We start from the raw sequence: 14,396 nt of genomic DNA, 5'->3' as shown, positions 1-14,396 counted from the left end.
AAGTCACTATTATTTAGCCCAACCAGCAAGAAGTTTCAACCAGGCTCTATTTCACCCCTTAGACTCCCGTTTGCCAGCACGTAGGTAAAAATAATTACAGTCAACATTAAGAGCCCCCTAGACAACAATCTAATGTCCAGGGGGCTCTTATTATTATCTCGCCTATAACCTACTTCTTAACATCTAGAGACTTTATTCCGACTTACTACTTCCTTCGACAATATCCACCTTTTCTCCCTCATTTAAAAAGCTCTGTCCTTCTGTAACTACCTCCATACCCTTTGTGATATTTCCTTTGACTTCCGTATTTTTATTGTCAGAAATACCAACCGTGACAGCTATTTTCTTAACTTTTCCATTAACAACTGCATAAAGATAATTTACATTATTCTCTATGCTGAGGGCTTCATTGGGAACGAGCAATATATTACTTTCAGTTTCAGCCGGCAGCGATATTTTAATAAACATACCTGCAGTTAAACCACTCTGTGAATTGTCAATTTTTACTTTCACTAAATACGAATTGTCCTTCGCATCCGAGTTAGGGCTGATCGTAGTAATGACTCCCGAGACCTTTTTGTCCTTCATGGCATTTATGCTCACAGGTACAGTTTGGTCTACCTTTATTTTACCGATAACAATATCCGGAACACTAATTTCAGCCACCATACTACTGGAATCAATAACCGTAACCGAACCTGATTGGCTGCTGACCATTCCTCCGACTTTAACGTCTTTAGCAGAAACTACTCCCGAGATAGGGGATACTACGGTTAGATTATCAAGCTGGATCTGAGCAGCATTGACACTTGCTTTCGCTTGTTCTACTTGTGCTTCTGCTGCTGACACTGCTAAATCATCTTGAGCAGCCTTTAACTCTATAGCAGCATTATCATATTTTGTTTTGGCGCTGTCTAAATCCTGTTTAGAAACAGCTCCCCCATCGTATAAAGCTTTTGCATTATTATAATCAGTTTGAGCATCATTATAACTGATCTGAGATTTCTCTAAGGTTTGTTGTGAGGTCAAGCGTGTTTTTGCCAAGTTTTCCTCTGCCACGGCTAAGGCCTGTTGTTGTATTTGCAGCTGAGCTTGAAGATCCGACGCATCAATCGTAAAGAGAACCTGTCCGCTGGTTACCTTAGAACCAATATCAACATTTAAACTTGAAACTCTTCCACCGGTCTTGGGAAAAACCTGTACTTCCTGAACAGGATCAAATTTACTGGCGTAATCAACCATAGTCGACAAAGAACCAACGGCGACCTTTTGAGTTTTTACGTTTTTTACAGTAACCGCTGGAGTTTCAACTTTTTTATGCTTTAGAGCATAATTCCCCCCCAAGGCAGCGGCTACTACCAATAGACCGATAATTATAGTACGTTTCTTAATCTGCCTGATCCTACTAAGATTAAATTTCAATTTGTGGAACCTCCCCGGTATTTATTGTTTTTCTTTTCTTTGAAATACGATGCTTTAAATCATCCATTAAAGTATAAACTACCGGCAAAATAATGGGTGAAAGGAGCGTAGACATGATCATGCCTCCGATGATTACAATAGCCATACTTTGTTTCATCTCGCTTCCTTCACCAATGGAAAGAGCAACAGGCAGCATGGAAACAATCATGGTTGCACTGGTCATAATAATTGGTCTTAGTCTTGTTGTACCCGATTCAATCAGGGCTTCTTTTAAGCTCATACCTTTGTGCATTAAGGTATTCGTATAGTCTATTAACAATGTTCCGTTTTTGGATGACAGCCCCTCCAGCATAATCAAACCGATAAAAGACATCATATTTAACGTTTGCCCGGTTAAGGCCAGCAAAGGAAGCGCTCCAATAATAGCACAGGGAAGAGAAACCATTCTGATCGCTGGGGTCAAAAACGATTCATAGAGAACTACTAAGATCATATATACCAGCGCCAAGGAAGCACCTAAGGCTAGGCCAAGAGAGCTGAAGGAATCGGCCATATTCTTCTGACTTGCACCATAACTTATGCTATATCCTGAAGGCAAGGTTACAGAACTAAGTTTCGTTTGAATATCCCTGGTGACCTCACCAAGAACTCTTCCTTGAAGGTTAGCATCAACAGTAACAACGTCTTGCTTATCCTCTCTGGACAGAGATGGTTCACTCTCTCCTCTCACAACTGCTGCAACTTGGCTTAAAGGAATTTGTACTCCCGCCTGATTGGTAATCTTTATGGATTTGATGTCATCGACATTTTTTATTTGTCCATCCATAAATTTAAGTGTTATATCATTTTCCGAGTCATTGGATCTGTAGACTCCCACTTTTGTACCCTGCAAGGCCATCCTGATCGTACTGCCTACATCCGAAGTGGAGATTCCCGCCTGTGCGGCAGCTATACTGTCCATCGTCACTCTTAATTCACTGCTTTTGACATCGGCACTATTACCAACATCTATAACACCGGGAACCGATTTGACGATAGTTTCAACTTGCTTGGACAGAGTCGCAAGGGTAGCCTGATCATCTCCTTTAATACTGATTGAAATAGGCTTCGATGCTCCGCCTCCGCTTTGAGACTCTTCAACATCAAAATCCACTCCGGTCATGCTTTTCCCAAAGCTGCGAACCTCACCGGCAACTTGGCTTTGAGTTTTTTGACGAGAGTTTTTAGGGACTAAATTAACATATATCTGGGCGACTGATTTGTCCGTGTTCGATTGCCCACTTTGACCGATCATTGAAAAATAACTTTTTACCTCTTTGGTATTGTGTAAATAGTTTTCCAGCTGAGTGACCTTGCTGCTGGTCTGCTCCAAAGTCGAACCTGGAGCGAGCTCCATATTGACGGTAAAACTGCTTTGATCGGTAGTCGGTACAAATTCCGTTTTCAATATTCCCATAGGAACAAGAGCAATACTTAGGATTACCCCAGCAATTCCTACAATCAGTACTCTTTTTCTGTGTTCAAGCGCCCAAACGAGTGTTTCCCGATATTTTTGAGTGACTTTACCAAAAAGGCTGTCCTTTTTATATTCGGGAGTCACTTGCTTTTTCTCTGTTTTTAATAACCTTGACGAAAGCATTGGGGTAATCGTAAAGGATACCAAAAGAGAAAATAACGTAGCTACAACTATTGTCAAGCCAAATTCTTTGAAATACTGACCAATCATCCCTGACATCATAGATATAGGAGCAAAAATAACAATATCACAGAGACTGATAGCTATGGCAGCCATTCCAACTTCCATTCGGCCATCAATTGCTGCTCGAACCAGCCCTTTACCCATCGTCAGATGTCTTTGAATACTTTCGATTACAACGATAGAATCATCAACCAGGGTACCGACAACTAGAGATAACCCCATTAAAGACATCATATTCAATGTAAAATTAAGCTTATACATCATGAAAAAGGTAGCAATCAGGGATGTCGGTATGGCAACCAGAACTACCAGGGACGATCTGAAACTGCGGAAAAACGCAAACAACACCAAAGCCGTAACGATAATCCCTTCAATAAGGTTGTGTTTTACCTCCGTTAATGAGTCTGTAATAAATGTAGTCGTGTCAAAGGCGGTATCCATCTGTATACCTGCGGGAATGGTCTTTTTAATGGTCTCTAATTCATTTTTTACACTATTAGCTACTTCAACGACATTGGCATCACTTTGTTTGCCTACAATTATTGTCATTGTTTTCTGTCCGTTGAACCGTGCCAATGACGTCGCTTCCGGTTCTTCAAGACTAATTTGGGCAATATTGCCCAGACGTACGGTTCCTCCATTTGCCGTAGGAACCATCAAATTTTGGGCATCCTCGATATTCTGAAATTGCCCAATAACTCTGACTGATTGATCAACATTATCCTGTTTTAGCTCTCCGCCAGGAATGTTTATATTTACGGAATTTAATTTGTTGATTAACGTGTTAACGGTTATGCCATAATATTCCACAGCGGATTTATCGAGTTTAATCATTAACTCTTTCTTTTCTCCGCCGCTGATCGTAACATTACCTACTCCCGGGATTTTCTCTATTTTCTGCTTGATGATATCTGATTCATTATAAAGCTCGTCACTACCAACCTTATCTCCTTTGACAGAAAGCAGCAAGATTGGAATTGCGTTGGTGTCCATCTTAAATAAAACAGGTTTATCGGCATTTGCCGGGAGTGTATTGGAAATACCATCAATAGCTTTTTGGACATCCAAATAAGCAGTATTCATGTCCGCAGACATTTTAAAAGTAACTGTGACAGTTCCATATCCCTCTTTAGCCGTGGAATTTATTGTGTCTACCCCGCTTATGCCTGAGACAGCATCTTCAATCGGCTTGATAATATCTTTCCTGATGTCCTCAGCATTTGCACCGCTGTACGTTGTTGTGACAGATATAACCGGAATATTCATCGAAGGCAGTAAATTGGCGCCCATATTGGTATAACCAATTATTCCTAACGCCACTAATAATACGACGACCATCCACATCGCCGCTGGTTTTTTAACCGATATCTCTGTTAAATTCATTTTTTTCTTCCTTATTCATTTCAAATTTAGTAACTGACAAGTTTACGCTCTCTTCCAAAATAGGCAAACTAAATAATCTGACTACTAGGTTAAGTACTCAACAAATTGCCTCGCCCTACTTATTTGTCATAAAGAATGTGCTAAATTTCATTTATTCCCTGAAAATGCCCCTATTTAATAACTTATAAAAACTACTCAAAACGTTTATCCAGGTTATTAAAAAACAGAATCATCAGCTGATGAATCAAGTATCGTGTTGCCACTTCCTCCTCAGCTTTTCGTAATATTAAAAATAAACCTTCGATAAACGTTGAAGCAATAATATAAAAAATAAAAGGATCTTTAACTTCAATTCCTTTTTTTTGCAATTCAGGCCATAAACTTTCTCTTAGACTTTTTTCTGCGAACTTAGTTATTTCTTCCTTGAAACTCGCATACTTTGTTCCTTTGCTTTTATCCACCATAATTAATAACTGGATTTTATACTCTTTCATAACTTCCATAATGGAATCAACAATTTCTTCAAACGAATATATCTCTTGCTTATGTACTTCCATTCCTAAAAAGCATTGATATACCGGCTCTACTATTTCATTGAACAGATCTTCCTTGTTTTTAAAGTATCTGTAGACATTGCCTATAGCTACCCCGGCATTATTAGCTATAGTTCTCATTGACGCATGTAAAAACCCCCTATCTTGAAATTCTTTCATTGCCTCCATGATTATTCTGTTTCGAACTTCATCTTTAAGATGTTGCATAAATGAACCTCTTTTCACTATTCCGCTAAAGTATAACACAAAATTCACAAATAGTAAAAGCTAATATTACTATGATTTGTCAATTCTATTTCGTAATAATGTTTAATCTAACGTCTTTGGAAAAGCAAGGTCATTTTAAACAGCCATTAATCACTGGTAGTGTTTTGGCAAGGATTAAAGAATGTGTCCAATGGCTGAATCTAAAAAAGGATGCCCCTGCACCAAGGTGAATGGCACTTGCGCCATCAAAGATAATGATCTTCGATCAAATGGACACTGCAGCAAAGTGCTATTATTATATTTAATGGTCACTTTTCTTTATTTAGGCAATCATATGCCTAATATCTCTAAGTCAAAATACGGGTATTCCTATCTATTACCAAATATTAAAACATATGTAATAACATTCTACAATTTTCTATGTTTTTAGACCTTGATCTCCTTGATTTTCGAGTTGTTTAAATTTATACTTATATTATTCACTGGTATTAACAAGTTGACCGAATTAATTTCAAGGTTAATGCTATTAAAATATGTTATTGAGAAGAGCATAATAATGCTCTATACAAATATTTCATTGATTTACAAAGGTACCCATTTCAGAATGGCCCCTAAACAATCTTATTTTAAATTTAAACAATGCAGCTATTTGAACTTTAAGGAGTGACAATAATGAGTACGAATGCATCATTACATCATAGAAAAGGCTATTATTGGTTCGTAGTAGGTACAGTGTGTATTGGTGCATTTATGGCTGCCTTGGACGCAAGTATCATCAATGTTGCTATGCCTACTTTAAGTAAAAGTTTTGCGGTAAGTATGAACAGCGTTGAATGGGTTTCAATTGCTTATCTTTTAGCGTTAACATCTCTGCTTACCTTATTAGGCAGTTTATCAGATAGGATAGGAAGAAAAAAGTTCTACACCGTTGGTTTTGTAATTTTTGGTTTCGGCTCAGGATTATGCGGAGTCGTTTCAACCATGCCCTTGCTAATAGGATCCAGAGTGTTGCAAGCTCTGGGCGCAGCCATGTTACAGGCGAACTCAATTGCAATTATCACTTCAGTTGTTCCCTCAACAAGCCGAGGTAAAGCTATTGGCATCCAAGGGGCAGCTCAAGCTATTGGTCTATCTATAGGGCCTACAGTTGGCGGCTTAATAATTGGAAGTTTTGGTTGGCGTTTAATCTTTTATATTAATATTCCTATTGCGATAATCGGTACAATCACAGCAAGTTTTATCTTACCAAAGGATCAGCCTAATCTTCATTCCTCCCGGTTCGACTATTTAGGCGCCCTGCTTTTCACACCATTTTTGATCTTATTGGTTCTGATTTTTAAAAACGGTTATAAAGTCGGTTGGTTATCCCCCGAAATTTTAGTGGAGTCTCTTGTAAGTATTATATTTTTTTCTCTTTTTATCCTTAGGGAGAAAAAATGCAAAAATCCTATGATTGATTTTCACTTATTTAAAAACAGAACGTTTACAAGCGGAAATATTACTGGATTACTTTCTTATTCGCTAATGTTTGGTGTACTATTTTTGATGCCGTTTTATCTGGAATGGATATTACAACTGTCTCCATTCCTGGTCGGTCTTATAATGACGGTAGTCTCTCTGGCGATGTTTATTATGTCACCCTTTTCCGGAGCACTTGCTGACCATATGGGAACTAAACTATTGACGAGCAGCGGTATGATTATTTCTTCGTTGGGCGCAATTGTATTAATCCTATTATCAAATAATACTGCTGCTTATGTCTATCTCTTGGGATTGGTTTTAGTAGGCGCAGGAATTGGAATATTCACGCCTCCTAATAATAGTTCGGTAATGGGGAGCATTCCGCCTGAGCACGCAGGCGTTGCCGGAGGAATATTGAATATGTCCAGATCCTTAGGTATGAGTATGGGAGTAGCCATCGCAGGGACTCTCTATGACGGTGCTTTCAGTGATTACTCTCTTGTACACCATACTCTTGCTAAAGCCCAGATACTTTCATTTCATGTAGGCTTCGCAGGAATAACTATCCTGGGGATTATTGCTTCTTTAATCTGTGTATTTGCTGCTAAACACTCCGACAACACAAGTGTTGAGTTAAATAAATATATATCTCTTCATTAACTGCTTTAGTTAAGCGGTGGAACAAATAGCATCCCCAAAAGGTCCCCCCGATTTCCAGTAACGGAAAATCGGGGGGACCTTTCTTACAGTTCTACACAGCAGACATGATCAGGCAAGGCTAGTATGCGTCTTCAAGTTCATCGAATTCCAACTTGTCCAAAGGTCAGCAAGCCAGTTTGCATGTAATTCCATGTCTGGCACAGAAAGTTAAACCCTTACTAATCGATGAACCTATTACTGGGATTGAACTTTTGTCTCGTGAACGCATAATTCTGTCCCTTCTCTATAAACACTTATGAAAGATTAGCATCAACCTCTCCTGGTAATCGGAAACCTTCATCGTCTTAACTGTGACTGCAATGACTGCAGGAGCCTTTTTGGCCACATCCACCGCAGGTTCCTTTTCTTATAACGCAGCGGACGGCCAGAGCAAAAAGAGCAACTAGGAAAAAACTGATAAGTATTGTAGGCAAATTCATAAAAAAAACCTTCTTAAGCAAATGGGGATTGTATTGGAAAATAAATCTATGCCTCAGCACCTACTGCCCGGCTCAGAACTGCTTTTTGTTTAGGTAACGGACGGAACAACATATACAGCGTAAAGAAAAGTATATGGAACCTTCACCTTTATAATTGCGGCGGTTTCCACAACTTCGCAGCCTAAAGCCGCTCCAAGTTTCTGAGAATCGATTTTGTCACCGGACTTTCTGACGATATCCATTATATTTAACGAAATCACAACCGGAATGCAATTTAGAAACAAGGCTATAAAGAACGTTGCTTAGAAGTATTCTATATAAGTCAAACCAGCAAAATCTAATGACGGGGTGTCCAAAGCATTATTGATAACCCACTAAACAAATTACTGTACCTATCCAATCCCACCGATCAAGTACTTTTTTATCAATGATCCACCCCCATAAAACAGCTAAAAATATGAATACCCCTCCATAAGCAGCATAAACTCTCCCGAAGTTCGGAAACCTTTGTAAAGTAGGGATGATACCGTATATAACAAGTATGATTCTACCAAGAAAACAAACCAGCAAGAACAAATAGTATGATTGCATTCATACAAACTAATTCCTTTCTAAATTTAAGTATTATGTCAATTCTACTCGACTTTGTCTTAACAAACGCAAACCGCTAATTATTACGGTAATTGTATGGCCTTGATGTGCCTTATAACGTAAAAAGAGACCTTGGTATTTATCCGAAGTCTCCCTTAACTGGAACTGTCGTTATGCTGACTATGAAATTAGTTACTTTTACGCATCTTCTGGAGCATTTCTCGAAACTCCTGGATACTTTTTGGAAATATTTTTCCATCGGCAAGAAGATGCTCCTCCACCAGCGATTCATACACACCTAACATCATCGGCTGCTTTAAATTTGCCTTCTTTAAAACTGCTTCTTCTTGGAATATTTCCAGTGGTGTTCCGTCCGCAATGATCTTTCCCTGACAAAAAACAAGAACTCTTTGTGCCCATCGGTAAGCAAAATCCACATCATGTGTAGAAATCAAAATTGTTTTCCCTTCCATACTCAATTTGGATAAAATCTCTTCCAACATCTTGGCATTTAACGGGTCTAACGCAGCCGTTGGTTCATCAAAAATAATGATTTCTGACTTCATGGCAATAATGTCAGCAATAGTGACCTTTTTCTTTTCCCCACCACTTAAATAGTGAGGCGGACGATCTTTAAAATCTAGGATATTCATATAAGTCAGGGCTTCATCGACCCTTCTTATGACTTCCTCTTTAGGAAGTTTTAAATTCATTGGTCCGAACCCTACTTCCGCCCTGACCGTTGAAGCAATAATCTGATTATCTGCATCCTGAAAAACAATTCCAATAGTTTTCCTCAGTTCTTTTAGATTCATTTTATTAATAATAGTGCCCTTATAACGAATTTCTCCATTTTTCGGCGTTAGAACACCATTGACATTCAGGAAAAATGTAGATTTTCCGGCTCCATTTGAACCGATAACTGCAATTTTCTCACCTTCATTAATATCAATACTGACCCCGTCTAATGCTGCTTGTCCGTTTCCATAGATATAATATAAATCGCGGATACTTAAAATTGGTTCTTTCATAGACTCTCCTCATATGATTAAATAGTGTCAAGAAACTCCAGATCTTCCTCAAAAGGAAGTGTTTGCTGCGCACCAGTTTTCATCTAATCGTGAGACCCCCACTTCAAGTGGGAGTGACCCCCGTTCGCTTCGGTGGTGTTAGAGTCCATCCTTCAGCGCGATAGCATTTGTTATGGGCTTGGCGCTTTCGGCGAAAGTGTCCGCAGAACACTTTCGTCACCGAAGCTCCGATGTTCAGTTTTAGCTGAACGAGTTCACTCTTTGATGGTACCTTTAGCGGCGAAGAAATCTATTTAGTAAATCCCCAGATCAAAAACAAAATGGCAATAAATACTGCTGCCGATATTAACTGGATAATGTCTATCTTTTTGTCTTCCTCCAAAAATATCATTTCACCATCATAACATCGAGCTGCCATCGCATCATAATATCCATTTGCCTTTTTCAAAGAAATAACAAGCATATTACTGGCAATCCCTCCGAAGGTATGCAATGATGTCTTGAAATCGCAAAACCCCAGTCGTGAGTTTGCAGAATTCTTCATTTTGGAGTGAACATCTAAAATAATAAAAATATAACGATAAATCATGTTCATCAGTTCAATTATAAGTTTCGGAATATGTGCTTTCCTCATAACAGAGATAATTTCTGAAGATGGTGTTGATAATGTCATCATCTGTAATGCACTAACTGCAGCAAACACTTTTAGGATCATGAAAATTGCCTCTTTGAGCTTCTCCAGGGAGGTAAAAACATAGAAAAGGCCAAGATGTAAATTATATTGTCCTATTGGCTTCCAGGCAAAATCAACGGCAATTGTCAGAGTTGCCAGGAGAATAAAGGAAATTGGAATCGCCAATACCGAAAGATATTCGTGTAATGAAAGACCTCCCTTCATCACGATCAAATATGCCATTCCAAGGATAACTGCAGCAGATACATAGGGATTATTCAGTCCAATGCACAGACTCATTAATAATACTGCAAATAAAACCTTAAACGTGGCATTCCATTTTCTGATTTTCGAAGCATAGGAATAAAAATCAATTTCGAATTCCCCCCCATGTTTCAGAAAAACAACCCCCTAACCTAATTTTTTGCCTGTTTCTTTTTCCCATTTACTTCTTTCAACAAATCTGCCGAGGAAGAAGAACACAACTCCCACGCCGATACCGGTCTGTACACAGAACAATAGACTTTCTACTTCGCCCGGTAATTCTCCACCAATTAATCGATTCATAACCGGTTCAACCCACGGCTTGTAGTCGGTTCCTGTAATTTCTGCAACTATTTTGCTTCCGGCGTCATCAGAACCACCAAACTCTGCTCCTTTTAACATAAACAGAGGAACAACTGCGATCAGTAGTGCAATTAATGATAAAATGATAACTGTTTTTTTCGATTTCGACATTATTCAACACCTCCGTCCATATATCCGATACCTATCAATTCTGATTTTGCATACGTCTCAAGACCAATCACAATAACAACTGTCAAAATACCCTCAATAATTGCCAACGGCACCTGGGTCGGTGCAAATACACCGAGAAACTTAAGAGCAGAGGCAACAACACCGCCGTTCGATGACGGATAGGCAAGTGCCAGCTCAAAACTGGTAATACAATACGTAAATAAATCTCCAATTGAAGCTGCTAGAAAAATCCTAGCATTATTATTGACCTTTAGTTTTTTACACGACATATAAATAACATAGGATATAATCGGGCCAGCAATTGCCATGGAGAAAGTGTTTGCACCCAGCGTGGTAAGTCCGCCATGCGCCAGTAGAATTGCTTGAAAAATAAGTACAATAATACCCAAAATGCTTACTGCAAATGGTCCAAATAAAATTGCAGCAAGTCCTGTACCTGTCATATGTGAACAGCTTCCTGTAACTGATGGAATCTTTAAAGAAGATAAGACGAAAACGAAGGCACCAGCCATTGCTAGCAAGGTCATGGATTTACGATTCTGTGCAGCTTGTTTCTTGATGGCAAAATAACCTGCTGCCAGAAATGGCAGACAGATGAGTCCCCATGCGATACAGTATTTGGGTGGAAGGTATCCTTCCATAATATGCATTGCATAAGCAGCCGGAGTTATTCCGAATAACCCTGCAAAGACCGCAAATAGGCTAACTATTTTCTTTTCCCTTATATTCATAATTGAATCCTCCCCTAACTTTTAAAAAGACCTCTTCCTTATTCTTAATAGACTCCTGCTTGTTCGAATTACCCTCCAACTAAAAAAACCCTTCTACCAACAGAAGGGTTTCTAGCTCAACCGGTATCAGGTAAAATTACCAAAAACACAGGTATACACCTCCCTAACATCCCGTAGGTAGTTCAACTTCGGAATAAGCAGGTCTCCTGGCTTAAGATCATCATCAACTCACGTCTTCCCGGATCGATATCCAGTGACATTTGTGAATTGGCTCCCTTTTACAGTGGCGGGCACCGCGTCAGCTTTAACTGACTTCCCTTTTCAATTCCTTCCCCTCAGGAAAGAATCACTCATTCCAATATTTAACTATAATTATTATAACAAGAAGAAAAGAGTTTGTATAGTGTTTATGTAATTCTAATGGACCTGATTACTTTGTTATCACCATTGTATCTGAGACTCGTTATTATGCAAAAGAAGAAACCCCCGTATCGCTACAGGAGCCCAACAAGGAGGTTAAAGTGAACGCCAATCCACTTTAACTAATAAAAGGTTATCATTACATATATCCCCTGTCGATAGAATGTTGATATGTTATTAATGGCTTTTATTAATAACAGAAACTTTTCCTTTAAATTAAGGAAAACTCCAACTATAAATCAGACTAAGTAGTAGGGGATAATTTATGTACAGTATATATTATTCCTCCTGTTTGTCTGAAGATCTAATCAACTCAAGCATAAAAACATACTTTGTTTCCATATAACTGTATTGCCACCGGAAATAGCAAAAACATACATATTGAATCTTCAAAATTACACGAATGTCGGATGTCCGGAAAACGCCGGAGTCTTTCCCAGTATGGGAGTTGGAAGAAGTACCAAAAAGTGACCAGAAGCGAAAAACTCAAAAATGGATTAACCTGTGCCTAAAGATATCCGCTCATAGAGCATATCGGGTCGCCCTGCCTTATCATCGCTACGGCAGATAGAGACCGTTTCGCTCTCGGCCGAGACAACACTCATTTTACACTCACGTATGCCCAGCTTTATGCTCCGACATTGGGGTTCGGCACTTCTTGCTGGTCCGGCTTGTTCGAGTACCGCGCCACAAGTGAGTACAAGCCACTGTTAGACTATTAAAGTTCTCCAATAACAAAATCGTCACAGGCACCCTGCTTACCGGATATCCGTCTAGTCTTTTAAGAGACTTGTAGGCCAAGAATTTTATACTAATATTATTTGCTTCCTCTATGTTTCATCAAGTAGGCTGGCCACCCATTCGGAAACATCATCTGCCAAATGAGAACGTAGAGAAACATTCAAATCCAATTTATCAAAAGTTTTAACTCGACATATATCTTTAAAAACATTCTCTAGCTTTGGTGGACAAACTACCATCCATGTTTACTTCCTGCTTTTTAATTGCATCTTTCCTGCAATACCTGCTTCTTCACCATTATGTATTTCTTGACCTTCTCCAACAAGGCCATCACAGACCAGTCTGAAATCTTCTCGGCTATTTCAATTATTAAGTCTGGCTCAGATTTATTAACCTTGTGCTTTTCAAAAACCTGGCTTTTGCCCCATAAGCGTTGAGCCTCATCAAAAATAAAAAACACCGACCCAAAAAGATCAGTTGTTTGTTAAAATCTATTATGCTTATTTCAACTTTCGTTATGGTGCTGATGACCGGAATCGAACCGGTACGGGCTATTAACCCGCGGGATTTTGAGTCCCGTGCGTCTGCCTGCCAGTTCCGCCACATTGGCAAAAATATTGGAGGCGGCACCCAGATTTGAACTGGGGATAAAGGTTTTGCAGACCTCTGCCTTACCACTTGGCTATGCCGCCAAAGAATAACTTATGGAGCGGGTGATGAGAATCGAACTCACGTAGCTAGCTTGGAAGGCTAGTGCTCTGCCATTGAGCAACCGAGGAACATATTATGGCGGAGAAGGAGGTATTTGAACCCTGGCAGCAGTTACCCACTCTAACGGTTTTCCAAACCGTCCTCTTCAGCCACTTGAGTACTTCTCTGAGCTACAACGGCATATTTGTTTTTGGTGCGCTCGGAGAGATTCGAACTCCCGGCCTTCTGATTCGTAGTCAGACGCTCTATCCAGCTGGGCTACGAGCGCAATTTTTTTGGTGAGCCATCCGCGACTCGAACGCGGGACACCCTGATTAAAAGTCAGGTGCTCTACCGACTGAGCTAATGGCTCATTTTGGCGACCCCGATCGGACTTGAACCGACGATCTCCTGCGTGACAGGCAGGCATGTTAACCACTACACCACGGGGCCTTAATTGGTGGGCGATGACATGGCTGGGGTGGCTGGATTCGAACCAACGAATGCCAGAGTCAAAGTCTGGTGCCTTACCGCTTGGCGACACCCCAATTTTTTGGTTGCGGGGGCCGGATTTGAACCGACGACCTTCGGGTTATGAGCCCGACGAGCTACCACTGCTCCACCCCGCGATGGTTAAATGGTGGGCAGGGATGGATTCGAACCATCGTACCTCGCGGAACAGATTTACAGTCTGTCGCCTTTAACCACTCGGCCACCTACCCAATTTAGGACACAAAAGGAGCTACCCTTTCGAGTAGTCCCCTTGTCTTACCTGGCGATGACCTACTTTCCCAGGGGCTATGCCCCAAGTATTATCGGCCCTGGAGGTCTTAACTTCCGTGTTCGGTATGGGAACGGGTGGAACCCCTCCGGCATGATCACCAGATCTCTGAGA

The 14,396-nt window shown here is 40.0% G+C and carries 9 protein-coding genes, 7 tRNA genes, 1 rRNA gene, 1 pseudogene and 1 riboswitch; of the genes and pseudogenes, 1 reads left to right on the top strand and 17 read right to left on the bottom strand.

The genetic code is table 11. The features are described from left to right. Positions 1 to 192: 192 nt before the first annotated feature. The 3 genes from ACPUYX_RS18565 to ACPUYX_RS18555 form a co-directional block, all read right to left on the bottom strand. Positions 193 to 1,422, bottom strand: coding sequence for an efflux RND transporter periplasmic adaptor subunit (locus ACPUYX_RS18565; RefSeq protein WP_426381106.1), 1,230 nt, complete (start codon positions 1,420 to 1,422; stop codon positions 193 to 195). Beyond that, complete coding sequence (locus ACPUYX_RS18560; RefSeq protein ID WP_426381105.1) at positions 1,412 to 4,504, bottom strand: efflux RND transporter permease subunit; 3,093 nt, start codon at positions 4,502 to 4,504, stop codon at positions 1,412 to 1,414. The genes ACPUYX_RS18565 and ACPUYX_RS18560 overlap by 11 nt, the downstream gene beginning before the upstream one ends. 191 nt (positions 4,505 to 4,695) lie before the next feature. Beyond that, positions 4,696 to 5,265 (bottom strand): TetR/AcrR family transcriptional regulator, encoded by a 570-nt coding sequence (locus ACPUYX_RS18555; protein ID WP_426381104.1) that lies wholly within the window; start codon positions 5,263 to 5,265, stop codon positions 4,696 to 4,698. Between the two features lie 672 nt (positions 5,266 to 5,937). Between ACPUYX_RS18555 and ACPUYX_RS18550 the strand changes: the two genes are divergently transcribed. Next, positions 5,938 to 7,386, top strand: coding sequence for an MFS transporter (locus ACPUYX_RS18550; RefSeq protein ID WP_426381103.1), 1,449 nt, complete (start codon positions 5,938 to 5,940; stop codon positions 7,384 to 7,386). A gap of 568 nt (positions 7,387 to 7,954) precedes the next feature. Here the strand turns inward: ACPUYX_RS18550 and ACPUYX_RS18545 are convergent. The 14 genes and pseudogenes from ACPUYX_RS18545 to rrf all read right to left on the bottom strand — a co-directional run bounded on the left by ACPUYX_RS18545 (position 7,955) and on the right by rrf (position 14,387). Next, a complete protein-coding gene (locus ACPUYX_RS18545) occupies positions 7,955 to 8,107 on the bottom strand; it encodes a hypothetical protein (protein ID WP_426381102.1) in 153 nt (50 codons plus the stop codon). A gap of 95 nt (positions 8,108 to 8,202) precedes the next feature. Continuing rightward, positions 8,203 to 8,420 (bottom strand): annotated as a pseudogene (locus tag ACPUYX_RS18540) (YnfA family protein); the annotation flags it as partial. Positions 8,421 to 8,644: 224 nt separating this feature from the next. Then, positions 8,645 to 9,487, bottom strand: coding sequence for an energy-coupling factor ABC transporter ATP-binding protein (locus tag ACPUYX_RS18535; RefSeq protein WP_426381101.1), 843 nt, complete (start codon positions 9,485 to 9,487; stop codon positions 8,645 to 8,647). Positions 9,488 to 9,776: 289 nt separating this feature from the next. After that, positions 9,777 to 10,559 (bottom strand): cobalt ECF transporter T component CbiQ, encoded by a 783-nt coding sequence (cbiQ, locus tag ACPUYX_RS18530; RefSeq protein WP_426381221.1) that lies wholly within the window; start codon positions 10,557 to 10,559, stop codon positions 9,777 to 9,779. A gap of 12 nt (positions 10,560 to 10,571) precedes the next feature. Further along, the gene (locus ACPUYX_RS18525; protein WP_426381100.1) at positions 10,572 to 10,898 is read right to left on the bottom strand and encodes an energy-coupling factor ABC transporter substrate-binding protein; all 327 of its coding nucleotides are present in this window, start codon (positions 10,896 to 10,898) and stop codon (positions 10,572 to 10,574) included. Further along, positions 10,898 to 11,650, bottom strand: a complete 753-nt coding sequence (locus ACPUYX_RS18520) for an energy-coupling factor ABC transporter permease (RefSeq protein ID WP_426381099.1) — start codon at positions 11,648 to 11,650, stop codon at positions 10,898 to 10,900. Before ACPUYX_RS18520 ends, ACPUYX_RS18525 begins: the two co-directional genes overlap by 1 nt. A gap of 179 nt (positions 11,651 to 11,829) precedes the next feature. After that, positions 11,830 to 12,019: riboswitch (cobalamin riboswitch) on the bottom strand. 1,410 nt (positions 12,020 to 13,429) lie between these two features. After that, positions 13,430 to 13,503: transfer RNA gene (locus ACPUYX_RS18515), tRNA-Cys, on the bottom strand. Positions 13,504 to 13,713: 210 nt separating this feature from the next. Beyond that, positions 13,714 to 13,790 (bottom strand) — tRNA-Arg (locus ACPUYX_RS18510). A gap of 8 nt (positions 13,791 to 13,798) precedes the next feature. After that, positions 13,799 to 13,874: transfer RNA gene (locus ACPUYX_RS18505), tRNA-Lys, on the bottom strand. A 4-nt stretch (positions 13,875 to 13,878) separates the two neighbouring features. Continuing rightward, a tRNA-Asp gene (locus ACPUYX_RS18500) sits at positions 13,879 to 13,954 on the bottom strand. Positions 13,955 to 13,974: 20 nt separating this feature from the next. Continuing rightward, positions 13,975 to 14,049, bottom strand: a tRNA-Gln gene (locus tag ACPUYX_RS18495). Positions 14,050 to 14,055: 6 nt separating this feature from the next. Further along, positions 14,056 to 14,130 (bottom strand) — tRNA-Met (locus tag ACPUYX_RS18490). 9 nt (positions 14,131 to 14,139) lie between these two features. Then, positions 14,140 to 14,223, bottom strand: a tRNA-Tyr gene (locus tag ACPUYX_RS18485). A 48-nt stretch (positions 14,224 to 14,271) separates the two neighbouring features. Continuing rightward, a 5S ribosomal RNA gene (rrf, locus tag ACPUYX_RS18480) occupies positions 14,272 to 14,387 on the bottom strand. Between the last annotated feature and the right edge of the window lie 9 nt (positions 14,388 to 14,396).

It is taken from the genome of Desulfosporosinus sp. SYSU MS00001 (assembly GCF_049943955.1).
GTDB lineage: Bacteria > Bacillota > Desulfitobacteriia > Desulfitobacteriales > Desulfitobacteriaceae > Desulfosporosinus.
Note: the sequence above shows the minus strand (reverse complement) of the source record. Positions and strands in the feature narration are given on the sequence as shown.